This is a genomic window from Aquabacterium sp., from assembly GCF_049317225.1.
GTDB lineage: Bacteria > Pseudomonadota > Gammaproteobacteria > Burkholderiales > Burkholderiaceae_C > Aquabacterium.
Genome location: NZ_JBMOIR010000006.1, coordinates 1 through 24,248 on the forward strand (window position 1 = coordinate 1; position 24,248 = coordinate 24,248).

General features: G+C 60.4%; 16 protein-coding genes and 1 pseudogene. 5 read left to right on the plus strand and 12 right to left on the minus strand.

Going from position 1 to position 24,248, the window contains the following annotated elements; translation table 11 throughout:
* From pyrB to ACOYNB_RS06195, 4 genes and pseudogenes are all read right to left on the minus strand, one after another.
* Nucleotides 1-254: pseudogene (gene pyrB / locus ACOYNB_RS06180) on the minus strand (aspartate carbamoyltransferase catalytic subunit); the annotation flags it as partial.
* Nucleotides 254-757, minus strand: coding sequence for a bifunctional pyr operon transcriptional regulator/uracil phosphoribosyltransferase PyrR (pyrR, locus tag ACOYNB_RS06185; protein WP_422838256.1), 504 nt, complete (start codon nt 755-757; stop codon nt 254-256). The pseudogene pyrB and the gene pyrR, both read right to left, overlap by 1 nt.
* On the minus strand, nt 758-1,186 hold the full coding sequence (ruvX, locus tag ACOYNB_RS06190; RefSeq protein ID WP_422838257.1) for a Holliday junction resolvase RuvX: 429 nt from the start codon (nt 1,184-1,186) through the stop codon (nt 758-760).
* Nucleotides 1,183-1,773: a YqgE/AlgH family protein gene (locus tag ACOYNB_RS06195; protein ID WP_422838258.1), complete on the minus strand. Its 591-nt coding sequence runs from the start codon at nt 1,771-1,773 to the stop codon at nt 1,183-1,185. Before ACOYNB_RS06195 ends, ruvX begins: the two co-directional genes overlap by 4 nt.
* Before the next feature lie 57 nt (nt 1,774-1,830).
* On the opposite strand from ACOYNB_RS06195, the gene ACOYNB_RS06200 reads away from it, so the two are divergent.
* Nucleotides 1,831-3,360, plus strand: coding sequence for a cryptochrome/photolyase family protein (locus tag ACOYNB_RS06200; RefSeq protein ID WP_422838259.1), 1,530 nt, complete (start codon nt 1,831-1,833; stop codon nt 3,358-3,360).
* A gap of 23 nt (nt 3,361-3,383) precedes the next feature.
* Here ACOYNB_RS06200 and ACOYNB_RS06205 read toward each other — a convergent pair whose 3' ends face one another.
* The 7 genes from ACOYNB_RS06205 to ACOYNB_RS06235 all read right to left on the minus strand — a co-directional run bounded on the left by ACOYNB_RS06205 (nt 3,384) and on the right by ACOYNB_RS06235 (nt 15,429).
* Entirely contained in the window at nt 3,384-4,493 is a 1,110-nt protein-coding gene (locus ACOYNB_RS06205) for a GGDEF domain-containing protein (protein ID WP_422838260.1), read from the minus strand.
* Between the two features lie 21 nt (nt 4,494-4,514).
* On the minus strand, nt 4,515-11,396 hold the full coding sequence (locus ACOYNB_RS06210) for an Hpt domain-containing protein (protein WP_422838261.1): 6,882 nt from the start codon (nt 11,394-11,396) through the stop codon (nt 4,515-4,517).
* A gap of 12 nt (nt 11,397-11,408) precedes the next feature.
* Entirely contained in the window at nt 11,409-13,733 is a 2,325-nt protein-coding gene (locus ACOYNB_RS06215; RefSeq protein ID WP_422838262.1) for a methyl-accepting chemotaxis protein, read from the minus strand.
* 49 nt (nt 13,734-13,782) lie between these two features.
* Nucleotides 13,783-14,325, minus strand: a complete 543-nt coding sequence (locus ACOYNB_RS06220) for a chemotaxis protein CheW (protein WP_422838263.1) — start codon at nt 14,323-14,325, stop codon at nt 13,783-13,785.
* 16 nt (nt 14,326-14,341) lie between these two features.
* The gene (locus tag ACOYNB_RS06225; protein ID WP_374256411.1) at nt 14,342-14,707 is read right to left on the minus strand and encodes a response regulator; all 366 of its coding nucleotides are present in this window, start codon (nt 14,705-14,707) and stop codon (nt 14,342-14,344) included.
* 100 nt (nt 14,708-14,807) lie between these two features.
* A complete protein-coding gene (locus ACOYNB_RS06230; protein ID WP_374256413.1) occupies nt 14,808-15,203 on the minus strand; it encodes a response regulator in 396 nt (131 codons plus the stop codon).
* Nucleotides 15,204-15,276: 73 nt separating this feature from the next.
* A complete protein-coding gene (locus tag ACOYNB_RS06235) occupies nt 15,277-15,429 on the minus strand; it encodes a rubredoxin (protein ID WP_374256425.1) in 153 nt (50 codons plus the stop codon).
* Between the two features lie 129 nt (nt 15,430-15,558).
* On the opposite strand from ACOYNB_RS06235, the gene thiD reads away from it, so the two are divergent.
* From thiD to mpl, 3 genes are read left to right on the plus strand one after another with little or no spacing between them, the layout of a single operon-like run.
* Nucleotides 15,559-16,509, plus strand: a complete 951-nt coding sequence (thiD, locus tag ACOYNB_RS06240) for a bifunctional hydroxymethylpyrimidine kinase/phosphomethylpyrimidine kinase (RefSeq protein ID WP_422838264.1) — start codon at nt 15,559-15,561, stop codon at nt 16,507-16,509.
* Nucleotides 16,499-17,791, plus strand: coding sequence for a glutamate-1-semialdehyde 2,1-aminomutase (gene hemL / locus ACOYNB_RS06245; RefSeq protein ID WP_422838265.1), 1,293 nt, complete (start codon nt 16,499-16,501; stop codon nt 17,789-17,791). The genes thiD and hemL overlap by 11 nt, the downstream gene beginning before the upstream one ends.
* A 5-nt stretch (nt 17,792-17,796) precedes the next feature.
* Nucleotides 17,797-19,173, plus strand: coding sequence for a UDP-N-acetylmuramate:L-alanyl-gamma-D-glutamyl-meso-diaminopimelate ligase (gene mpl, locus ACOYNB_RS06250; RefSeq protein WP_422838266.1), 1,377 nt, complete (start codon nt 17,797-17,799; stop codon nt 19,171-19,173).
* Between the two features lies 1 nt (nt 19,174).
* On the opposite strand, the gene ugpQ is transcribed toward mpl, so the two are convergent.
* Nucleotides 19,175-19,987, minus strand: coding sequence for a glycerophosphodiester phosphodiesterase (ugpQ, locus tag ACOYNB_RS06255; RefSeq protein ID WP_422838267.1), 813 nt, complete (start codon nt 19,985-19,987; stop codon nt 19,175-19,177).
* A gap of 276 nt (nt 19,988-20,263) precedes the next feature.
* Between ugpQ and ACOYNB_RS06260 the strand changes: the two genes are divergently transcribed.
* Nucleotides 20,264-24,247 (plus strand): DUF3683 domain-containing protein, encoded by a 3,984-nt coding sequence (locus ACOYNB_RS06260; RefSeq protein WP_422838268.1) that lies wholly within the window; start codon nt 20,264-20,266, stop codon nt 24,245-24,247.
* Nucleotide 24,248: the final 1 nt, after the last annotated feature.

Consider the following 24,248-nt stretch of genomic DNA (forward strand, 5'->3'; position numbering starts at 1 on the left):
TTGATGACGTCGGCGCTCAGGCGCTTGGCCGCGATCTCGAACGTGGTGCGCGTGCGGGTGCTGTTCTCAAAGAACAAATTGAACACGCTCTTGCCACGCAAGAGTGGCACCTTCTTGACCTCGCGCTCATTGACGCTCAGAAACTGCTCTGCGGTGTCCAGAATCTGGTGAATGATGGCCTTGGGCAGGCCTTCGGTGGACAGCAGGTGAATCAATTCACCGTGCTTGTTGAGTTGGGGGTTGGTCCTGACCATCAGTCCCTCTCGAAATGGAATTGGAAGCGGCCGTCTTCGGCGCGGTCAAGGGCGACACGCTCTTCAGAGGGCAAGGTAATGCGGGCCGCCGACAAGGCGGGCTCAAACGGCAACTGACGCCCGCCACGGTCCACCAGGACCGCCAGGGTGACACTGGCCGGACGGCCAAAGTCAAACAGTTCGTTGAGGACCGCACGCGTGGTGCGTCCGGTGTAGATCACGTCATCGATCAGCAGGATGTGCGCGCCATCGACCTCGAAAGGCAGATGGGTGGCGTCTTTGGACGACACCATGCCGCGCGAGCCGAAGTCGTCGCGGTGCAAGGCCGACGAGATGACGCCGTGAGGCGTCTGGAGTCCCAGATCGGCTTTGAGGCGCTCAGCCAGCCAGGCGCCACCCGACCACACCCCCACCAACACGGTCTCGGGGGTCACGATGCGGCGCACGCCGACCAGCAGATTGGCGTACAGGGCCTCTGCGTCAAGGTGTAGGGTATGGCTCACTCAGGCCTCTCCAGAAGAATCATCCTCAGGATGATCGTTGAAATACTGTTGCAGGAGGATGGCAGCCGAGGCCGCATCCAGATCCTTGGCACCATAGGCATGGGCCTCGGTTGTGGAATACCGCTCGTCCACCTCATGAACCGGCAGATGGAACCGGCCACGCAACTGCCCGCCAAATTTGCGGGCCCGAACGGTGTTTTCGTGCTCGGCACCATCGGGGTGGAAGGGTACGCCAATCACCAAGGCATTGGGCTGCCATTCGTCAATCAGGCGTGCAATCTGCTCGAAACGTAGCTTGCCTTCGGCCTCGATGGTACGCAGGGGCTGCGCCTGGCGCGACACACTGTTACCCGTGGCCACCCCCACCCGCTTGAGACCGTAATCAAAGGCCAGATACTGCCGCAAGGTCCGAGACGCTGGCCCGCTCATGCGTGGCCCGCCTCGCCCATGAGGAAACTCCGGTCCACACCCAGCAAAGACAAAGCCCTGTCGTAACGTTGTTCCACCGGGGTATCGAAAATGACGGCCGGATCCGCGTTGACCGTCAGCCAGCCATTGCGCGAGATCTCGTCTTCCAACTGCCCGGCACTCCAGCCGGAATAGCCCAGGGTGATGAACACCTTGCGCGGCCCCGCACCATTGGAGAGGGCCTCCAGCACATCGCGCGAGGTGGTCATCTCCAAGCCTTGTGCAATCTTCAAGGTGGAGTTGTAGTGCCCGCCCTCGTCGTCCAGGCTTTCGTGCAGCACAAAACCACGCTCTGTTTGCACCGGTCCACCCAGATACACAGGACGTTCAGCCAGATCACCACGGTCCAAAGGCAGGTCCACCTTTTCAAACAAATTCTTGAGACTGATGTCAATCGGACGATTGATCACCAATCCCAGCGCGCCTTTTTCGTTGTGCTCGCACAGATAGACCACCGTACCGGCAAAATTGCCGTCACTCATGCCTGGCATGGCAATGAGAAACTGGTTGGTCAGATTGATGGGTGTAGAAGAAGCGCCTGAGGACATGTCCGTCATTTTAGATGCCCTGCCCCACCCCTGCTGACTTGATGTGAATGCCCGATCATGAATGTGTCTAACGCTTCCGCTTTGGTCTGGTTTCGTCGCGATTTGCGCAGCGAGGACCATGCCGCCCTCTTCCATGCTCTCAAGAGCAACGGCAGGGTGTGGTGCGCCTTCGTGTTCGACAGCGACATTCTGGAATCCTTGCCACGCCAGGACCGACGCGTCGCGTTCATCCATGACAGCATCGTCGAGCTGGATCAAAAGCTCCGTGAGGCGGCTTTGCACGCAGGTGTCAAACACCCGGAGCACTGCGGGCTGATCGTGCGATATGGCTCCGCCAAGGCCGTGATCCCTCAACTCGCCGCTGAATTAGGCGTGCAAACCGTCTTTGCCAACCATGACGACGAGCCCGCGGCCTTGGCCCGCGACGCTGCGGTGCGCGGCCGCTTGAGTGACATTGGTGCAGCGCTTTACACGCTCAAAGACCATGTTATTTTTGAACGCAACGAAGTTCTGACAGGTAACGACACGCCTTACGGGGTGTTCACCCCCTACAAAAATGCGTGGCTGAAGAAAATCGAACCGTTTTACGTCAAGCCCTATCCGGTCCACCGTTACGCTGCGCATCTCGCACCGGTCCCATCTGGCGTGGACGCCATGGGCGAGCAGCACATCCCGTCTTTGAGCCAGATGGGATTTGAGGGGGTCGGCGCACTGAAGGTGCCGCCGGGCATGTCTGGCGCACAGCGCTTGCTGGACGACTTTCTGCGTCGCATCGACCGCTACGACGAAACGCGGGACTTCCCAGGGATCAAAGGCCCCAGTTACCTCTCGACGCACCTGCGTTTCGGCACGGTGTCGATCCGCCACTTGGTGGATCTGGCCCGGACACGAGCCCAAGCCGGCTCATCTGGCGCACAAACCTGGTTATCCGAGCTCATCTGGCGGGATTTTTATCACCAGATCCTGTTTCATCACCCGCACGTCGTGGGCAACGCCTACAAGCGCGAGTACGACAAGATCAAGTGGGCACACGGGGCCAAAGCCAATGCCCATTTCCAGGCATGGTGCGATGGCCGGACGGGGTATCCACTGGTGGACGCAGCCATGCGCCAACTCAACCAGACGGGCTACATGCACAACCGCTTGCGCATGGTGGTGGCCAGCTTTTTGGTGAAAGACTTGGGGATTGACTGGCGTCGTGGCGAGGCTTACTTCGCCGAAAAACTACTGGACTTCGACCTCGCGGCAAACAACGGAGGCTGGCAGTGGGCCGCGTCCACAGGCTGCGACGCTCAACCTTGGTTCCGTATCTTCAACCCCATCAGTCAAAGCGAGAAGTTTGACCCGCAGGGCAAGTTCATTCGGCGCTATGTCCCGGAATTGGCGCAACTGCCCGACGCCGCCATCCATGCGCCCTGGGAAGCTCGCCCCACAGATCTCGCAGCCAGCGACGACTTCGTGATCGGCCGAGATTACCCCGCGCCCATCGTGCAACACGATGAAGCACGTGCCGAGACATTGGCCCGCTTTGCGGTCGTCAAAGACGGCGCGGAAAAAACAACGCCGCGTTCCAAGACGCGGCGCTGATCAACTTGCCAGGGAGAAGACAGTCAGAACAATTCAACGTCACCAACGTGCTGGCCTTCACTCTCCAAGATCCCCGCACGCACCAGTGCGTCGTAACAGAGGACCTGATTGCGCCCTTGGTGTTTGGCTTGGTAAACCGCTTGGTCTGCGCGCTCGAAAGCCTGGCTGGGTGTGTCCTTGGGCTGAACTTCAGTGAAGCCCAGACTTACAGTCACACGCCCAACCTGCGGGAAGGCGTAGCCTTCAACATTGGAACGGAAACGCTCAAAAGCGGCCAGTGCGTCGGCTTCGGATCCGCCACGCAGCAAGACGACAAATTCCTCACCACCAAAGCGATACAAGCGATCGTAATGACGGAATGATTGACGCATGATCCGTGCGACCAGCACCAACACTTCGTCGCCGATCAAATGCCCGAACCGGTCGTTCACCAATTTGAAGTGGTCAATGTCAATAACGCCCAACCAATACCCGGTTGAGCAGTTCGCACGGCGATCGGCGTCTGAGGTGTTGATGGGTTCAGACGCACCCAACATCGACGCTTTCAAGAAAGTCGCATCGAAGGTCTGGCGGTTCAGCAGTCCCGTCAAAGCGTCACGCTGACTGGATTCCAATAGGTTCTGGAAATTGCCAAACACCCGAAGCAAGGTCTGAATCGTGCGCAAAGCACCCGCCGTCAGGGGCTGATCCGCGTGCAACTCAAGCACTCCAGGCAGCCCGACCTCCACCATCAATGGCAGCACCGTCACGAAACGATGGTCTGGCGCCAACAAACTGGCGCTGGGTAGCTCGGCTTGCTCCAGCAGTCGCGAATCCAGCACCAATTGGCGCAGCGGGAACGCCTCCAATGTGGGCAGCGACTCCAAGTCCACCCACGAGGGATCGTTGACCGTCACTTGGCCCCGACGGGCCAAGCCACAACAGAGCCAACGCCGTGTTTCATGCTCGCTGCCAACCAGCCGGTACACACCGACACTGGACACAGGCAACAGATCCAGCACGCTCTGAGCAAGTGAAACGTCCAATAGCTCTCGGTCTCGCTGCGCAGTCAACGCAGCGAGATGGGAGATGGCATCACCCGACTCCTGAGCGGAGCCTTCGAGGGGGTCTGACGGTTGAGCCGAGGGCGACAAGATGACTACTTCGTTTGTCTATCACACCGCTGCCAGTTGCCCGGCAACGTACTGCGCAACCAATGCTAGCAGCTCTTCTTCACCATAGGGTTTACCCAAATAGTGATTCACACCCAATTCAACGGCGTAATCACGATGTTTCTGAGCAATTCGCGAGGTGATCATGATGACGGGCAGGTCAGCCAGCTTGGCGTCTGCGCGAATGTTACGCACCAAATCGAAGCCATCCATGCGAGGCATCTCAATGTCTGACAGCACCACGGATGGACGCTCTTCGGCCAGCATTTCCAGCGCTTCCAGACCGTCCTTCGCCAACGCCACGCGGTAGCCCTCACGCGCCAGCAGTCGTTGCGTCACGCGACGGACCGTCAGCGAGTCATCGACCACCAAGACCAGTGGCGCCAGCATTTCAGCTTCGGCCTCCTGGGTCGTGGTGCCCAGATCTGCCACTGGCAGATGGCTGGCTTCCAGCGCCTGCTGTGTCCAGCTGTGTGCACGAGCGCCGTACACCGTCGCCAACGCAACGGGGTTGTAAATCAGTGATACCGCCCCGGATGCCAACAGCGTCAGACCTGCCAGACCAGGCATGCGTGACAACTGCGTACCCAAGTTCTTCACAACCACTTCCTGGTTGCCCAGCACTTCGTCAACGTGCAGCGCGATACGCTGCGCAGCCGATCGCATGATCACAATCGGCAAGGTGCGGGCTGCCATTTCCTGGCTACGCGGCGTGAAGTCCAGCAACGACCCCAACCAGTAAAACGAGAGCAGTTGATCACCAGCGGCGAAACTACCTTGCTGGTATGCCGTTTCGACCTCAGCAGGACGAGCGCGACGAACGATCTCCACCAAGTGCGTCGGCACCGCCACGGTGTGTGCGCCGCAACGCAGCATGACCACCTGGGTGACCGCGGTGGTCAGCGGCAGCACCAGTGTGAAGCTGGTGCCACGGCCAGGCGAGGTGGCGGTTTCAATGCGACCACCCATGGCGTTCACTTCGGAACGAACCACATCCATCCCGATACCACGCCCAGCCAACTCGGTCACGCGATCAGCCGTCGTGAAACCTGGCGTGAAGATCAACTGGGCCAGTTCGTTATCCGATGGCGCATCAGATGCCGAGATCAAACCGGTTGCTTCTGCCTTTTCGCGGATACGCGGCAAGTTGAGTCCTGCGCCGTCATCACGGAACTCGATCGCGACTTCGTTGCCTTCTTGACGCAGCGAGACGGTTACCAGACCTGCAGCGTCCTTGCCGGAAGCCAAACGCACCTCAGGCGCCTCAATCCCGTGAGAAATACAGTTGCGCAGCAAGTGCTCAAATGCACCGGTCATCCGGTCGAGCACGCCACGGTCAATTTCCGTTGAGCCCCCCACGATATCCAGACGAACCTGCTTACCTGTTTCCTTGGCAGCCAGACGCACCACGCGGTAGAGGCGATCCGAAACGCCTTCGAACTCCACCATCCGTGTCCGCAGCAGATCGTCTTGCAAGTCACGAGTCAAACGTGCCTGTGCCGCCAATTGATCTTCTGCCGTTTCCAAGTTGCGCTGCAGTGTGCGCTGAACCGTCGCCACGTCGTTGACCGACTCGGCCATCATCCGTGTCAACTCCTGGAAGCGGGTGTAACGGTCGAATTCGAGCGGATCGAAGTCCTGGCTGGCAGCACGCGCGGCTTCCATCCGTGTCGACATTTGCGTTTCGGCTTGCAGTTCGATGTCACGCAGTTGCTGACGCAGACGTTCCAAGTTATCGGTCAGGTCATTCAGCGAGCCACGGATCTGACCCACTTGAGATTCCAGACGTGTACGGGTGATGGACACTTCACCCGCATGGTTCACCAAACGATCCAGCAGTTGGGGACGTACGCGCACGGCAGCCTGAGAAGCGGCGTGTGCCATGTCACGCACGACGCGCTGCGAGCTTTGCCAACCGCTGGCTGTCAACGCAGCCCAGTTGATCGGGTTGAGCTTCAACTCAGGCGCCTGACGCAGTCCTGCGGCACGAACCGGCTCTCTCGACGACTCATCACCAGATGAGCCATCAGCGGCTTGCTCCGCCTCGGCCAGCAGGGCCACCACTTCGCCGGACTCATCCTGCACCAAGTCTTGCAGCGGCAGATCGGTGTCAACGTTCAGAGGCGAATCGGTCAGTACGAGATCTGGCTCAGGCAACGCTTCCACAGCGGCTGGCACTGGCACCTCGTGGGCCACTTCCGCTTCAACGCGTTGAACCTCTGCTTCGTAAGCTTGCGCGTCCTGCTTTTGCAGGCCCTCGAAAACCTCAATCAAACGGTCCACACGAGCTTCCAGCGGCTCGACATCCTGAGCCGTCATTTGCTCGGATGCCAACAGTCGCTCGATGGTCGACTCCAAACGGTGAGCCAACTCGCCCAAGCGCATCGCGCCCGACAAGCGCGCACCGCCCTTGAAGGTGTGGAGCGTACGCATGCAGGCCGTCGCAGACGCTACATCATCCGGACGTTGGGCCCACTGACGCACTTCGGTTGCCAGTTGTGGCAACAGCTCCTGCGCCTCTTCTTCGAAGATCGGGAACAGATCCACGTCGACATGGTCGACGGCATCAATGTCAGCTTCGTCCTCCCAGTGACCAATGTCACTGGCCGTCACGGAAACCGCACCAGACGATGACAGCTGAGGCAGTTCATCCAAAGACTTGAACTCGGCAACACCCAAAGCAACCGGTTGCACCAATGGTGCCAACTCGCTAACGGGTGCGTCTGACACAGGCTCTTCAACCACATCCGAAGCCAAAACCTCGCTCGGCAACGCCTCGATCAGCTCGTCGTCGGAACGAACCAAGCGCAGGTGTGGCCGCTCGCCTGCGGGCATGGACGGGATGCCGTCATCCAACGGGATGGCCCCTGACGGAACATCCAAATCACCCACCAGGCTCTGCGCCTCGATGCGACGTGAAGCATCATGGTCATAGTGTTCCAGACGCTGCATCAATTCGTCAGACGGCGTCTTCAAGAACCCCGCAGCAAACTGGTGCAACAGTCGACGGATTTCCTCAGCAGCGTCGTTGAACAACTCTGCTGTGGCTTCATCACCGCCACCCAATGTCTGGGAGCGCATCAACGAGTGCTCAAGCAGGCGGGCCAACTGCGACAACTCTGAGTAACCCACAGTCGCCGAATTGCCAGCCAGAGAGTGAGCCAGCGCAACCGCATCGTCACCCACTGGCGCATGGAACTCCAACGCCCACTCGCTGAGTGCAGTGCTCAAACGGCGAGACTGTTCGTCTGCCTCGTTGAGATAGATATTGAACAGCGGGATGCTGATCCGCAGCGGACCGACCACCTTCACCTGCTCATCATCGACATCCCCAGCATCGCTGACTTCGATGCTGTCTGCTGGCTCTGCGCCATCCGCAATGTCTGGCAACTCATTTGCCACCACGGCTTCTTCGCCAGGCAGGTCGATATGCGCCTGATCTTCCAGCTCGGGCACCACCTCGGCAGACAAGGCCTCTGGCTCGACCAAATCCAGTGCACCGGCTTGCGTGATCTCATCACTGTCCAGATCCACCACATCACGCAATTCCAGCGTGTTGAGATCCAGTTCGATTTCTGGAGATACCACGTCGGCATCCAGCACCGGCGTCTCAAGGGACAGCTCAGAATCAGCCGGCGTCGCCAATGGCAGCAACTCACCCGAATCGGCCACCACGTCAAGAGCGGGTTCGATCACCTCGACAGGTTGCTCGACGTCTTCCAGCACCAAGTCGGGCAAATCAACCAACTCGGGTGCGGGCTCTGCCACCAGCAGTTCTGCAGGCACTTCCTGCGCGAACGCTTCGGTCACCAACTCAACCGATTCAACGGTTGCGATCGCATCTTCCTCGACAGGCAATGCTTCGACCAACTCGACGTCCTCGATGAGAGGCTCATCCAGCGACAAGGCATTCAAATCATCCGCAGTCTCGACTTCGCCAACGGGCGACTCAGACTCTTCGGTGACTGGCGGGGCATCCAAGTCAAAGTCCAACTCCAGCAGCTCTTCTGCAGGCAACTCGACGGGCTCGATCACCTCGGCCGCAGGCTCGGACACATCCAGCGCAACTTCTGGCTCCACCGTGGTCGGCTCAAAGGCTTCTTCGACGGCGGGCAGCTCCGCGCTCAGCTCCAGGTCGGGCAATGCTTGCGCCGGCTCTGACGCGTCCGAGGTCTCCACCAATTCGATGACAACATCGGGCTCTGCAACCGGCGCAGCCTCAAGCTCGAACTCAACCGCCTGATCTACCTCTGGCAGTTCGATAACCGGTGACGCCGTAGCCAACTCGTCAGCCAACGACAAGCGCTGACCGTGCAGTCGCAGCGACTCAGCCACCTTGGTGACCGGATCGTGGCGCCATTGCGCATCGTCACGATTGGCGATGGCATCGGTCCATGCCTCGAAGTGCGACAGCAATTCGCCCGTCACGGCCAGCAGATCTTCGCCTGCAGGCTCTTGGGTCGCCAAGCATGCGTTGTACAACTGTTCGCACGCCCAACCTGCCTCACCATACTCCTTGAGCCCGACCATGCGCGAGCTGCCCTTCAGTGTATGGAAGGCGCGGCGAACGGAGGTCATCGCAGCGACATCGCTCGGATGACGCACCAGATCGCCCAATCCAGAGCGCGCGGTCTCGATCACTTCGCGCGCCTCTTCCAAAAAGATGTCGCGCATCTCGTCGTCTTCTTCCAACCCGGTCTCGACCGGGGCGGCGACGGCAGCAGGCATCAGGGGGGCAGGCGCAGGTGCTGACTCGGCAGGGGCCAAATCCAGCGTGGCATCGTCCGAAACCGACTGCGTAAAGTCCGACAACACTTGCGCGACCTGCTCACGTGCGGCAGCAACAGCGTCAGAGTCATCTGAAGACTGTGCTGTTGCCAGCGCAGCCTGCGCAGCGGCCAGACTGTCCGCCAAGTCAGTCTGCTCCTGAACGTGAGGCGTCTCGACCAGCTTTTGCAGATGTTCCGACACATCGCTGAGCGACGCTTCGTCGCTTTGCAGGGCCAGCACCACATCTTCCGCAGCAGCCTGAGCCTCTTCCAGTTGGATTTGCTCGACATGTTGGGCAACCGCCTCGACCGGGTCTTCCGGCAACGTGACAGTCTTCTTCTCACGCCCCATCACAGGCGACAGAATGCCTGATGCTTCGTCGTACTGGAACAAGGACTTGGCCAAGGTTGGCTGCACGCCCACCATGTCAATCAGGAAGCCCAGTGCACCGAGATTGGACGCCAGTCGATCAAATACACCGTCTTGTGCAGCCTGATCCAGATCGGTCTCGGGCAACAAAAGAAGGTTGATATCGTCGCGCATGCGAACCGTGGCTTGCGCGGCCAGATCCATGCCCAGCACCGCCAACACCCCGCGCATCGATTGCAGCAAGGAAGGAACGGCTGCCAAAGGCGAACGCTCCTGTGGCGCGCGGAAGAATTCGTCAATGTGTTTTTCGCACTCGGTCAACGTGCCACGCAGTTCTTCCACCACCGACCCGATGGTCTGGCGATCTGAAACGCGACGGTACAACTCCTCCATCCAGCTTTCCAGCGGCTGGGCGGGTTGACCTTGGGCCACATTTCGAATGCGCTCGGCCAAGCGCAACACACGCGGTTGCTGCTCCGGCTGATCGAACTCACCGTCTTCCAGGCAAGCTTCGATGTAGAGCAAGCTGGTTGCCACTTCCATGGCCAGACTGGGCTCAGGCGCCTTGGCCTGCGTGACCGTGGTCTGGGCTGCGTGGCTCAAGGCATCGGCAAGCTCCTCACCTTGCGGGAACAGCCTGCGCAACGAGTCACACACCAGAGCAAATTGTTCGTTCAAGCCACCCAAACGCAGCAATTCGTCGGCGGCAACGGCTGACCAACCATCCTTGGCGCCAGCCACGCGCTTGAGCGCCTGCGTGATCCATGCCGGATCGTATTTGCCCAAGCTGGATGCGGACAAGTTGACCGGCTTGTGGCGCTGCAACCCGAAGGTGCGGCGAACGCGGGCCAAAACCGAGTCGTGATCTGAAGGGACCTCACCGGCCTGCGCGCAGAAAAACAACAGCTCGCTGGCGAGGCGATCGGAAGGCACACCCTTCCCCTTCACCAACACCCGCAACTGACTCAGCAAGGAGGACAGCACACGCTTGGCGTGCACGCTCAGCGGCACGTGGTTGCCAGCCAAGCCTTCCAGGAACCCGCTGGCCAACATCCAAGTTGCCGACTCGCGATGAGCCTGTCGCTGGGTCGCATCGGTGGCCAACTCGGCACACAGCTTGGCCAAGGCCACCGCATCGGCAGGTTGGTTGCGACGCAGCAGTTTCAGCAAGCCGTGCTCGAACTCGCTCACGGTGGCAGCATCGGCCGCACGTGGCATCACGCCCTCAGGCGGCGCCAATGGTGCTTCCAAAGACAGGGATGGCCATTCCTGCGCCCACAAATCAGTGGGACGAGCCATGCCCCCCCCCGATCGCGCAACCAGCACCTCGTACTGCGGGAACATCGACATCGCAGACACGGATTTGCCCGCCAAGCGACGACCGATGTAGTCGAGCAATGCGAACGACGCACGCTCGATTTCGCGAACGACTTCATCGTTGATGAACTGAGGCCGATTCACCAGCTTCTGTACCACGGCCTCGCTGGCCCGCAGCAGAGTCGCCCCGGCTGACAGGCCTGCCAGTTCGAGCGCCCCAACACTCTGGTGAATTTGCTGGCGCGCCGTGCGAAGCACAGCTGGATCCAGCGAATCCATGTCGGACAAGCCGTGAGAGGAAACCTCTTTCAGGCAACGATGGAGCGCCTTGTGGGCGGCATCCAGAGACTTGCGCAGTTCCTCATGCACCCACGCCAGGGCACTGAGGTCATCCGAGGGCGACGAGGCGTCGAGGTGCAGGCTGTCCATGAATCATCCAGCTCAGGAAGCAATCTTGAATCGAGACACCGATTGTTGGAGTTCTTGGGCGGTACGAGACAGCTCACGAACCAGTTGCGTGGTCGAACGCGTACCTTCTCCAGTCTGCTCGGTCACCGCGAAAATGTGCTGGATGTTGGCCACCACCACGTTCGCAGATTCAGCTTCGCGCAAAGCCTGTGCAGAAATCTGTTCAATCAGTTCAGCGAGTCGGCGAGACACGCGGTCGATGTCACCCAGCGCAGAACCGGCGGCGTCAGAGAGTCGGGCCCCTTCCACCACACCCTGCGTGGAGCGTTCCATAGCGGCCACGGCATCTTGGGTATCGGTCTGAATGGTACGCACCAGCGCCGCAATTTCGCGGGTCGCGTCGGCCGAACGTTCAGCCAGACGTTGCACTTCTTCGGCCACCACAGAGAAGCCGCGACCGGCTTCACCGGCAGACGCCGCTTGAATGGCGGCGTTCAGCGCCAGCACGTTGGTCTGTTCGGTAATGTCGGAAATCAGTTCAGTGATTTCACCGATTTCCTGTGACGATTCACCCAGACGCTTGATCCGCTTGGACGTGTCCTGAATCTGCTCACGGATGGTGTTCATACCACCAATGGCGTTTTGCACGGCTTGCAGACCGGAGTCAGCAGCGGCCAGCGATTGGCGGGCCACTTCAGCGGATTGCTGAGCTTGTGCGGACACTTCGTTAATCCGGCCCGCCATGTGCAGCACCGATTCACCGGTTTCGCGAATTTCACGCAGCTGTTCGTCAGAGGCGGCCAGCAGTTCGGTCGAAGTGGCTTCCACCTGACCGGTGGTGTCGGTCACCCGTTGCACCGTGCCCTGCACCTGGGCCACCAGCGTACGCAGTTCTTCCACCGTGAAGTTCACCGAGTCAGCAATCGCGCCCGTGATGTCTTCGGTCACCGTCGCTTGTTGCGTCAAGTCACCTTCAGCCACAGACTGCAGTTCGTTCATCAAACGCAGAATCGCAGCCTGGTTGGCATCGTTGACGCGCTTGGCTTCACGTTCTTGACGTTCCGCTTCCTGACGCTGGAATTCAGCGATTTGACGGCGATGCGTCTGGTCTGTCAGGAACACGCGCAGCAGGCCGTAAGCCGATGCCACAGTCAAGCCCAGGAACATCAGAATCAACACAACGTTGAACCCGCCGATGCCGGAACCATCCGACAGCTTCTGCTGCACTTGCTCCAGACCCTTGCGCAGCGGTTCACTGTCGTCAATCACGGCCACTTGCGCGTCACGTGCAGACACCAGACCTTGCAGCGAACCCAGGATGTAGGTCGACTGGGTACGAGTGCGCTCGAAAATGCTCAACAGTGCTTCCAGTTGCTCACGCGTCTCAGCCTTCTTGGCGGCAGCCAAGTGCAACTCGGAGCTGCCGTTCAGCAGTCCTTCTGCGATTTCCTTGAACGCGTTCAAGTCCTTGCCCAGCAGGAAGACGGCCTCGGTCGACACACCTTCCACGGTCAGGAATTCGTTGGCAGACTTACCGATACGCTGCGTCAGCATCACCAACTGGTTCAAGGCTTGTGCCTCGGCTGGCGACACGCTGCCACCTTCAAGGCGGCTGGCGGCAATCCCTTCAGCCAAGTCCATCAGTTCAGAGGACTGACCGTTCACTTCCTTCAAAGCCTGGCTCACCTGAATCAGGGTTTGCTTCTGGCTCAAAACGAAGTTCGCGTTCTTTTCTGCGCGCTGCACCAGAGGCAGCAGCGGATCGAGTGCCTCGCGTGCACCGCCCGAAAGTTCACGTAGACCCATGCTGCTGTCACCAGAAGACAGCCCGCGAACGTTGGTTGCCAAAATCTTCGAGCTCTCGGCCACTTCCTGGAACGCAGGAACACGACCGATCAATGCTTGAGACACCGACTTCGCCAAACGCTGAGACTGCATCAGTGCCTGACCGGTCGCGCCGGTCTGCGCCGCACGACGGTCTGCGGAGTTCACCGACAAGAACGCCCCCAACACCAGACCCAGCACACCAACCGCCAAGGCTCCACCGAGCATCCGTTGCTGCGCATCCAGGCGCAAATGCCCGATCAGCGGAAGCCCCGAACGAGGCTCATCCACGTCCGGCTCGGCTTCTTCCACTTGCTGACGGTAGTCAGCAGGGAACTCCGACGGAGCGGCTTCAGAAATGATCGAATCACCCTGACCGGCCACTGGCGGCTGCAACGTCGAAGGTGACGCTTGGGTGTCTGCACCCTGGGCACCCGCCGCTGTGGCGGCGCCTTCCGTACTCAAGGCCTCGACCTGGACTTCAGCGTCATCCCGGCTCTTGCCCATGTCCTTGATACGACTGAGGAAACTCATGTTCTTGTGCTCCAAACGTCAGATGCGAACAGCGAGACGGGCCGCCCCGTCAGACATCGATCTTCAAAAATGCTTCGTCAGCCGCCAGCGCGGCCAAATCAAGCTCATACCAGGGCCGCCCCTGCTCATCGGTCATGTGTTGGCCGACAAAGTGGGGTTTCGCAATTTGCGCATCCCCCACGACCGGCTTCAACATGCTTGCGTTCCGCAAACCCAACAGCCGATCGACCAGCAGCGCGGCGTTCGTCTGAAGAGATGCATTGAATGCCACCAGACGTCCCGCATCTCGCCCAACGGTTTCAGCGAGATTGCGCGCAGGACGCTGGGCCAAGCCCAGAAATACAGCCAGATCTACCACGCCATTGAGTTGGCCGCGAAGGTTGGCCACCCCGAGGAACCATGGATGGCTGTGCGGAACGGACTGCGTTGCCGACAGGGGAAAAATTTCACCAGCCTGCTCAAGCGGAAACAGGAAGCCGTGTCCTGCCACCTCAACGGCCAGCCAGTTACGTGCCGGAGCGTGCTCACGCACCGTCTGAAGGCGTTCCGCCAGACGTTGCTGCAACTCCCTAAGTGCTTCTTTGTTGGCCATCTTGTGGATTGGTCGATCAGCCGAAGGCCTTGATCTTGGCGAGCAGTTCTTCAGGGTTGACTGGCTTGACGACATAGTCGCGAGCCCCCTGACGCATGCCCCACACGCGATCGGTTTCCTGGTTCTTGCTCGTGCACATGATCACCGGCACATCCGCAAAGTTGGGATCACGGGTGATGGCTCGCGTCAGTTGGAAGCCGTTTTGGCCAGGCATCACCACATCCATCAGGATGAGGTCAGGCTTTTCTTCCGCCAGACGACGCATGGCTTCCTCGCCGTTTTCAGCCGTGCGCACCTGATAACCCTTCTTGGTCAGCAGGTCCGACAGCACATGCAGTTCGGTCTTCGAATCGTCAACAAGCAGAATTTTCTCAATGGCCATATGAAACCTTTAATCACTCAAAGCGCACAACCGTTTCACGGAGTTTGTCGCACGCCAGACATTTATCCCCGATGGTTATTTATGGGAATGATGGAGAGACTTACGAACCGTAATGGGCAACGGCCTGAAGCAGCTGGTCTTTTGTGAAGGGCTTGGTCAGGTAATCCTGAGAGCCCACCATACGCCCCCGCGCCTTATCAAACAAGCCATCCTTCGATGAAAGCATGATGACCGGAGTATGCGTAAACCGGGGATTTCTTTTGATGATGGCGCAGGTTTGGTACCCGTCCAGTCGCGGCATCAGGATGTCACAAAAAATGACGTCGGGGTTATGGTCGTTGACCTTGGACAACGCGTCAAAACCGTCTTCGGCCAACACCACTTCATAGCCACCCTGCTTCAGGAAGATTTCCGCACTCCGGCGGATGGTGTTGCTGTCGTCAATGACGAGTACCTTCTTGGGCCCCTGAACACCAGGGTTTTCAGCTTCAGACACGTACACACTCCTCCACACTGCTCAGACTGCACTTTGCAGTCTGGGGCAAATCTGTCCGTTCTTCAACGTCTGTTCAGACCTGCACCATCTCAAAGTCGTCTTTACGAGCACCACACTCCGGGCAGACCCAGTTCATCGGCACATCGGCCCAGCGGGTCCCAGGAGGTATCCCCTCCTCGGGCAAACCCGCAGCCTCATCGTAAATCCAACCGCAAATCAGGCACATCCAGGTACGAAATTCGTTCACGTCGACTCAAACCAGCTTGAATACAATGGATCGATTGTAGCCACCGCTCCGAGTAACAAATCCAAGGGTTTGTGGGCACAGGTTACGCCATTCTTCACAATTTCTGCCATGAATTCGCCTCATACCGGACACGAGCCCCCCGCAAACCTCGGTGATCAGGACGGGGGCGCACCGGCCTGCGTGCTGTCGTTCAACGCCAGTGACCCCAGCGGCGCATCAGGCATCGGTGCGGATATTGCAACCATCTCGGCGATGGGCGCACATGCCTTACCGGTGGTTACCAGCATCCTGGTTCGCGACACCGCAGAGATCTTTGAGTCCTTCGACATTGACTCGGACGCTGTTGTAGAACAGGCACGGTCCATCTTGGAGGATGCGACGATCGCGTCCTGGAAAGTGGGTTTTCTGGGCACTGCCGAAGGTGTCAGCGCGGTAGCAGAGGTTCTGTCTGATTACAGCGACGTGCCTCTGGTGTCCTATCTTCCTAACCTCTCGTGGATGGAAGAGGATGCGCAAATGGCTTATCTCGATGCCTTCCGCGAACTGATCCTTCCTGCCACCATGGTGTTGGTTGGCAGCCACAAAACACTCACTGACTTTCTTTTGCCTGAGTGGGATGCCGAGCGCCCCCCTTCAGCACGAGAGTTGGCTGTGGCGGCCGCCGAGCACGGAACGGATTACGTCTTGGTGACGGGTATCCCGCTGCCAGACCAGTTCATTGACAACGTATTGACCTCCCCGCAAGGCGCGATGACCGGCGAGCGATTTGAACGCTTTGAAGCCAACTTCGTTGGCGCGGGCGACACGCTGTCGGCTGCGCTGACCGCCATCATTTCCACTGGCACGCCCCTTGACACGGCCGTGGCCGAAGCGCTGAGCTTCCTGGATCAAGCCCTGGACGCAGGCTTCCGTCCCGGCATGGGTGGCGTGGTCCCTGACCGATTCTTCTGGGCTTTGCCTCCTGGCGAGCAACCTTCTGGTGAAGAAGACCTCACAGACACCGACAATACTGCGGACGACACCGTCCCACCAGCACCTCATTCCCGTCATGTCCACTAATGCATCCCTGTTCGAGCGCGCGCAGCGCGTCATTCCCGGCGGCGTGAATTCGCCTGTACGTGCCTTCCGAGCTGTGGGCGGCACACCGCGCTTCATCACCCGCGCCAAGGGCGCCTACATCTGGGACACCGAAGGTCGCCGCTACCACGACTACATCGGCTCTTGGGGCCCCATGATCCTGGGCCATGGTCATCCCGACGTGCTGGAAGCCGTTCAAAAGGCGGCCATGGACGGCTTCTCTTTCGGCGCCCCCACCGAGCGCGAAATCGAACTGGCTGAAGAGATCCTGAAGTTGGTCCCCAGCGCCGAGCAAGTACGCCTGGTCAGCTCAGGCACCGAAGCGGGCATGAGCGCAATCCGTCTGGCCCGCGGCTACACCGGTCGCAACAAGATCATCAAGTTCGAAGGCTGCTACCACGGTCATGCCGACGCCCTGCTGGTCAAGGCCGGCTCGGGTCTGGCGACCTTTGGCCACCCCACCAGTGCAGGCGTGCCCGCCGAGGTGGTGCAGCACACCCTGGTTCTGGAATACAACAATCTGACCCAGATCGAAGATGCGTTTGCCACACAAGGCAGCGAGATCGCCTGCGTGATGATCGAGCCCATTGCGGGCAACATGAACTTCGTGCGCGCCAGTGTGCCCTTCGTCCAGCGCATCCGCGAATTGTGCGACCAGCATGGCGCCTTGTTCGTGTTTGACGAGGTCATGAGTGGCTTCCGCGTGGCCCTGGGCAGCGCACAGAGCATTTATGCCAAGGCCCTGCCCGGTTTCAAGCCGGACATCAGCGTGTTCGGCAAGGTGATTGGTGGAGGCATGCCGCTGGCTGCCTTTGCCGCCTCCCGCGAGATCATGAGCAAGCTGGCGCCGCTGGGTCCGGTCTATCAGGCCGGTACGCTGTCGGGCAACCCGGTGGCCACGGCCTGCGGTCTGGCCACGCTGAAACTGATCCAGCAGCCCGGATTCTTCGACAAGCTGTCCTTGAGCACTCGCAATCTGATGGATGGCTTCACTTTGGCAGCGCGCGAAGCAGGCGTCCCTTTGGTCGCTGACTGCGAAGGCGGCATGTTCGGCTTCTTCTTTGCCGAAAGCCTGCCGCAGAACTATCAGACGGTGATGGCACGCGGCTCTGACACCTTCAATCGCTTCTTCCATCTGGTGCTGGAGCGCGGCGTATACCTGGCGCCCGCGATGTACGAAGCGGGCTTCGTCAGTGCCGCCCACACCGAACAAGACATTGCTGACACCGTGGCTGCCGCGGCAGAGGCTTTCCGACTGCTCTGAGTTCCATGCACATCCACATTCTTGGTATCTGCGGCACCTTCATGGGTGGCGTGGCCGCGCTGGCACGCGAAGCCGGCCATCGTGTGACGGGTTGCGATGCGGGCGTCTACCCGCCCATGAGCGACCAGTTGCGGGCCTTGGGCATCGATCTGATCGAGGGATATTCCGTTGATCAATTGGACCTACAGCCCGATCTGTTTGTGGTCGGCAATGTGGTCAGCCGGGGCAACCCGTTGATGGAAGCCATTTTGGACGCAGGGCTGCCCTACACCAGCGGTCCGCAATGGCTGAGCGAGAACGTGCTGCAGGGTCGGCACGTGCTGGCCGTGGCCGGCACGCATGGCAAGACCACGACCACCTCCATGCTCACCTGGATTCTGGAACACGTGGGCATGCAGCCCGGCTTCCTGGTCGGCGGTGTGCCAGAGAACTTCGGCGTGTCCGCTCGGCTGGGCTGCATTGACGAGGCGTCTCGCCCTGGGAGCGGGCATCCGTTTGTGATCGAGGCTGACGAATACGACACAGCCTTCTTCGACAAGCGCAGCAAGTTTGTGCACTACCGCCCTCGCACGGCCATCCTCAACAACCTGGAGTTTGACCACGCGGACATCTTTGCGGACCTGGCGGCCATCGAGACGCAGTTTCACCACCTGGTGCGGACCGTCCCCAAGAGCGGTCGCCTGGTGGTCAATGCTCGCGAAGAGTCATTGAACCGCGTGCTGGAACGTGGCTGTTGGAGCGACGTTGCACGCTTTGGCGTGCGGGGTGACGCCCCTGGCTTCCGCGCACGCGGCGAACCCCATGCGTTTGACGTCCTGAAGGCCGGCGTGCTGGCCGGGCGCGTGGAGTGGGGCCTGTTGGGCGAACACAACCAGATGAACGCGTTGGCGGCCATCGCGGCCGCCGAGCACGTGGGCGTGACGCCTCAGCAGGCTTGTGCGGCACTCGGACAATTCGCCAATGTGAAGCGTCGGTTGGAGGTCAAGGGTTCAGCGCGGAACATCACGGTGTACGACGACTTTGCTCACCACCCCACGGCCATTCGCACCACATTGGATGGTCTGCGTCGCAAAGTGGGCCCGGATCACCGCATCCTCGCCGTATTTGAACCGCGCTCCAACACCATGAAGCTGGGCACGATGAAGGCGCAGTTACCTTGGTCGCTGGAAGAGGCGGATCTGGCTTTCTGCCACAGCGGTGGTTTGGGCTGGGATGCCAACGAAGCCTTGCTGGAGATGGGCGATCGCGCCATCGTCAGCGACACCATCGATGGTTTGGCGGCCAAAGTGGTCAAAGCCGCTCAACCCGGCGACCACATTCTGTGCATGAGCAACGGCGGGTTTGGCGGCATTCACGCCAAGCTGCTGGCCGCGCTGGCCTGAATCAGACCAGCATCAAATCGGTCGCCAGCATGAGGCGACCGGGATGGGCACCCAGGCGCGCCTGGGGCTCAAACACATCGATGCGATCGGTGATCAGGCCATCCAGCCCGGACAGCCAAAGCGTCGCAGCACGATCCGCGTTGTTGACGGTGTAAGTCAGGGCCTTCATGTCGGCCTGATGGATGGCGTCAATTTTGCGCTCGTCCAGGTAACGGTAGTTGACCACCATGGCATGGCAACCCAGCTCTTGCGCTGTCCGGATGCTGTCCTGCGCCCACTGATCGATCAGCAGCGCACGCGGCAAATCGGGCTGAGCGTTGCGAGCGGCTTTCAATGCAGTCACGTTGAATGAACTGAGCAAGGGCATGACATGCGCCTGCGACCACAAACGCGCCACATGATTGGCAACCACACGGCCGGTACGCTCTTCGTCGCCAGGTGAAGGCTTGATCTCAAGGTTGACCATCAAACCCAAGGCCAGCAGCCACCGGGCCAAGGACTCCAGGCGCATCAGCGGTTCGCCCGCATAGGGCCTCCCGTGCCAGCTCCCGGCATCCAGTCGGGACAAAGCATCCCATGGCAGCAAGGCGGCCGGACCAAGGCCATTGGTGGTGCGGTCGAGCACATCATCGTGCAGCAGGTAAGGCTCGCCGTCTGCGCTCAGGCGCACATCGCACTCGAACATACCAAAACCATGCTCCGCTCCCAAGCGGAAGGCAGCCATGGTGTTTTCCGGCGCCAGATCCCCCGCCCCACGATGGGCAATCCAGCAGGGATAAGGCCAAAGGGCTGAGGAAGAAGCGTGAGTGGTCATGTCAGGAGCCGGTTTCTGCTCGGGGCCCCGACACGTTCGTCGCATCGCACTACAACCCAGATCAGCTTGACGTCAGCTTAACGCTTTCATTCTCGCGCAAACGTCGCCTGAAGAGGGTCACAGGACCCCTTTTCTGAGGAAGGACATGGAGTGCTGCGGTAACATCTCTCCTCAGGCGCGAAAAACCACCCCCACATGCAGCGCTTGGGCGAGCTTCATGCCCACCCAGGTGCCTTGCGCTTTTCTGAAATCCGGCCTTTCGCGTCTGGCGCCCTCATGAACGCACCCACAGAGTTGACCCACATGATCGCCCAGGCCGCCGACGCCCATAACGACGGCCAGCCTCGCCTGCGCGAAATTCCGTACAACTACACCTCGTTCTCGGACCGCGAGATCGTCCAGCGTCTGCTGGGCCAACGCGCCTGGGAGCTGTTGAGCCTGCTGCGTGCAGAGCGCCAGACCGGCCGCTCCGCCCGCATGCTCTACGAAGTGCTGGGCGACATCTGGGTCGTTCAGCGCAACCCCTATCTGCAGGACGACCTGCTGGACAACCCCAAGCGCCGAGGTCAGCTGACCGAAGCCCTGCACCATCGCCTGGGCGAAGTGGACAAGCGCCGCACGCCAGGCAGCGATGCGTCGCGCGACGCCCTCGTTGGTGAATTGCTGAGCATGGCGCGTGCCGCGGTCGATCGCTTTGCCAAGGCCTTTGACGACATGGGCGCGCTGCGTGAGCGCACCAACAAGGTCCTGCGCAAGGTCACCAAGCACGACAACATCAAGTTCGATGGCCTGAGCCGTGTGGCCCACGTCACCGATGCCACCGACTGGCGTGTGGAATACCCTTTCGTGGTCCTGACCCCGGACACGGAAGAGGAGATGGCCGCCCTGGTCAAGGGTTGCGTCGAGTTGGGTCTGACCATCATCCCGCGCGGGGGTGGGACGGGCTACACCGGCGGCGCCGTGCCGCTGACCTGGAAGAGTGCGGTGATCAACACCGAAAAGCTCGAACAGATGACCGAAGTCGAGATGGTGAACCTGCCAGGCCTGAACCAGCCCGTGGCCACCATCTGGACAGGCGCAGGCGTGGTCACCCAGCGCGTGGCCGATGCGGCTGAGCGCGGCGGTTTTGTGTTCGCTGTGGACCCGACTTCGGCAGAAGCCTCGTGCGTGGGCGGCAACATCGCCATGAACGCGGGCGGCAAGAAGGCCGTGCTGTGGGGCACCGCCCTGGACAACCTGGCCTCGTGGCGCATGGTGACGCCCAATGCCGAATGGCTGGAAGTGGTTCGCGTGAACCACAACCTGGGCAAGATCCACGACGTGGCCGTGGCCCAGTTCGAGTTGCATTACTACGCGGCCGATGGCAAGACCCATCTGCGCACGGAAAAGCTCGACATCCCCGGCAGCGTCTTCCGCAAGGAAGGTCTGGGCAAGGACGTCACCGACAAGTTCCTGGCCGGCCTGCCCGGCATTCAGAAGGAAGGCTGCGACGGCCTGATCACCAGCGCGCGCTGGGTCGTGCACCGCATGCCCAAGCACACGCGCACGGTGTGTCTGGAGTTCTTTGGCAACCCCACGCTAGGCGTACCCTCGATCGTCGAGATCAAGGACTTCATGTTCGCCGAGATGAAGCAGCCCGGCGGCGCCATCCTGGCCGGCCTGGAGCACCTCGACGACCGCTACCTGCGCGCCGTGGGCTATGCCACCAAGAGCAAACGCGGTGTGTTGCCCAAGATGGTGCTGATTGGCGACATCGTGGGCGATGACGAAGATCGCGTGGCACTGGCTGCCAGCGAGGTGATTCGCCTGGCCAATGGCCGTGCGGGTGAAGGCTTCATCGCCGTCAGCAGCGAGGCCCGCAAGAAGTTCTGGGCAGACCGCAAGCGCACCGCGGCCATCGCCAAGCACACCAATGCGTTCAAGGTGAACGAAGACGTGGTGATTCCCCTGCCTCGCATGGGTGAGTACACGCTGGGCATTGAGCGCATCAACATCGAGCTGAGCTTGCGCAACAAGCTGGCCATTGCCGATGCCCTGAAGGCCTTCCTCGCGAGCGGCCATCTGCCCATGGGCAAGGTGGAAGACGCAGAAGAGCTGCCCAGTGCCGAGCAATTGGCCGAGAAAGTGGCTCAAGCTCAAGCACACCTGGATACCGTTCGCGCACGCTGGCAGTTCCTGTACGACCACATCGACACGCCGCTGAGCGAGGTCGATGCACAACTGGTCGCGCTGGGCTACGAGCAGCATCGCAATGGCACCTACACCCCAGAGGGTCAGGACACGGTTTTCAACCTGCTGCAGACGTGGTCGATCCGCGCCAGCTGGAAGAAGGAAATCCGCGACGAGCTGGCCAAGGTGTTCAACGGTGCGGCCCTGCACCCCATCGTGGACGAGCTCAAGCGCATCCACAAGCAGGTGCTGCGTGGTCGCGTGTGGGTCGCCCTGCACATGCACGCCGGTGACGGCAACGTGCACACCAACATCCCGGTCAACAGCGACAACTACGAGATGCTGCAAACGGCCCATGAAGCCGTGGCACGCATCATGACGCTGGCGCGTTCGCTGGACGGCGTGATTTCGGGCGAACATGGCATCGGCATCACGAAGCTGGAGTTCCTGACCGACGAGGAAATCGCCAACTTCACCGCCTACAAGCAGAAGGTGGACCCCGAAGGCCGCTTCAACAAGGGCAAGCTGCTGCGCGGCGCCGCGCTGAAGGCCCTGGGTGATGACGTGCACGCGGCCGATCTGACCGAGGCGTACACGCCATCGTTCGGCCTGATGGGGCACGAATCCTTGATCATGCAGCAGTCGGACATTGGCGACATTGCCACGTCGGTCAAGGACTGCCTGCGCTGCGGCAAGTGCAAGCCGGTGTGTGCCACCCACGTGCCTCGCGCCAACCTGCTCTACAGCCCGCGCAACAAGATCCTGGCCACGTCGCTGCTGGTCGAAGCCTTCCTGTACGAAGAGCAGACCCGCCGTGGCGTGTCAATCAAGCACTGGTCCGAGTTCGAGGACGTGGCCGACCACTGCACGGTCTGCCACAAGTGCTACACGCCCTGCCCGGTCAAGATTGACTTCGGCGATGTGTCGATGGCCATGCGCAACCTGCTGACCAAGATGGGTCAGAAGAGTTTCCGCCCTGCGGGCGCAGCGGGCATGGCCATGCTCAACACCAACAATCCACAAACCATCAAGCTGATCCGTTCGGCCCTGGTGGACGTGGCTATGCCTTTGCAGCGCGTGGCCAACGACGTGATGAAGGTGGTGGCACGCAAGCAGACCAGCGCCCCTCCCGCATCGGTCGGGACGGCGCCCATCAAAGAGCAGATCATCCACTTCATCAACAAGAAGATGCCGGGCGGCCTGCCCAAGAAGACCGCGCGCGCGCTGCTGGACATCGAGGACAAGGACTACGTCCCCATCATCCGCAATCCACAGAAGACCACGGCCGACACCGAAGCCGTCTTCTACTTCCCGGGTTGTGGTTCTGAGCGTCTGTTCAGCCAAGTGGGCTTGGCCACGCAAGCCATGCTGTGGCACGCTGGCGTACAGACCGTGCTGCCGCCGGGTTACCTCTGCTGCGGTTATCCGCAACGCGGGGCCGGCCAGTTCGACAAGGCCGAGAAGATGATCACCGACAACCGGGTGCTGTTCCACCGTGTGGCCAACACGTTGAACTACCTGGACATCAAGACGGTGGTCGTGTCCTGCGGCACCTGCTACGACCAGTTGCAGGGCTACCAGTTCGACAAGATCTTCCCAGGCTGCCGCATCATCGACATCCACGAGTACCTGCTGGAAAAGGGCATCACCCTGCCCAACCAGGGTGGCTACCTCTACCACGACCCCTGCCACACCCCCATGAAACTGCAAGACCCGATGAAGACGGTCAAGGCACTGCTGGGCGATGGCGTGGTCAAGTCGGACCGCTGCTGCGGCGAAGCGGGCACCCTGGCGGTGAACCGTCCGGACATCTCCACACAGATTCGTTTCCGCAAGGAACAGGAAATCCGCAAGGGTGAGTCCGAGCTGCGCGACAAGGGCCTGATCGGCGAGAAGGACAACGTCAAGATGCTGACGTCTTGCCCGGCTTGCTTGCAAGGCCTGAACCGCTATGGCGAAGACACCCAGAACGGCCTGCTGGAAGCCGACTACATCGTGGTGGAAATGGCCAAGCAGATCCTGGGCGACAACTGGATGCGTGACTATGTCGACCAGGCCAACACCGGTGGCATCGAACGCGTGCTGGTGTGAC

Bases quoted from the DNA above. Each gene is read 5' to 3' on its own strand.
- ruvX (WP_422838257.1), bottom strand. From the start codon at position 1,186: ATGAGCGGGCCAGCGTCTCGGACCTTGCGGCAGTATCTGGCCTTTGAT.
- ACOYNB_RS06195 (WP_422838258.1), bottom strand. From the start codon at position 1,773: ATGTCCTCAGGCGCTTCTTCTACACCCATCAATCTGACCAACCAGTTT.
- ACOYNB_RS06200 (WP_422838259.1), top strand. From the start codon at position 1,831: ATGAATGTGTCTAACGCTTCCGCTTTGGTCTGGTTTCGTCGCGATTTG.
- ACOYNB_RS06210 (WP_422838261.1), bottom strand. From the start codon at position 11,396: ATGGACAGCCTGCACCTCGACGCCTCGTCGCCCTCGGATGACCTCAGT.
- ACOYNB_RS06215 (WP_422838262.1), bottom strand. From the start codon at position 13,733: ATGAGTTTCCTCAGTCGTATCAAGGACATGGGCAAGAGCCGGGATGAC.
- ACOYNB_RS06220 (WP_422838263.1), bottom strand. From the start codon at position 14,325: ATGGCCAACAAAGAAGCACTTAGGGAGTTGCAGCAACGTCTGGCGGAA.
- ACOYNB_RS06225 (WP_374256411.1), bottom strand. From the start codon at position 14,707: ATGGCCATTGAGAAAATTCTGCTTGTTGACGATTCGAAGACCGAACTG.
- ACOYNB_RS06235 (WP_374256425.1), bottom strand. From the start codon at position 15,429: ATGTGCCTGATTTGCGGTTGGATTTACGATGAGGCTGCGGGTTTGCCC.
- thiD (WP_422838264.1), top strand. From the start codon at position 15,559: ATGAATTCGCCTCATACCGGACACGAGCCCCCCGCAAACCTCGGTGAT.
- hemL (WP_422838265.1), top strand. From the start codon at position 16,499: ATGTCCACTAATGCATCCCTGTTCGAGCGCGCGCAGCGCGTCATTCCC.
- mpl (WP_422838266.1), top strand. From the start codon at position 17,797: ATGCACATCCACATTCTTGGTATCTGCGGCACCTTCATGGGTGGCGTG.
- ugpQ (WP_422838267.1), bottom strand. From the start codon at position 19,987: ATGACCACTCACGCTTCTTCCTCAGCCCTTTGGCCTTATCCCTGCTGG.
- ACOYNB_RS06260 (WP_422838268.1), top strand. From the start codon at position 20,264: ATGAACGCACCCACAGAGTTGACCCACATGATCGCCCAGGCCGCCGAC.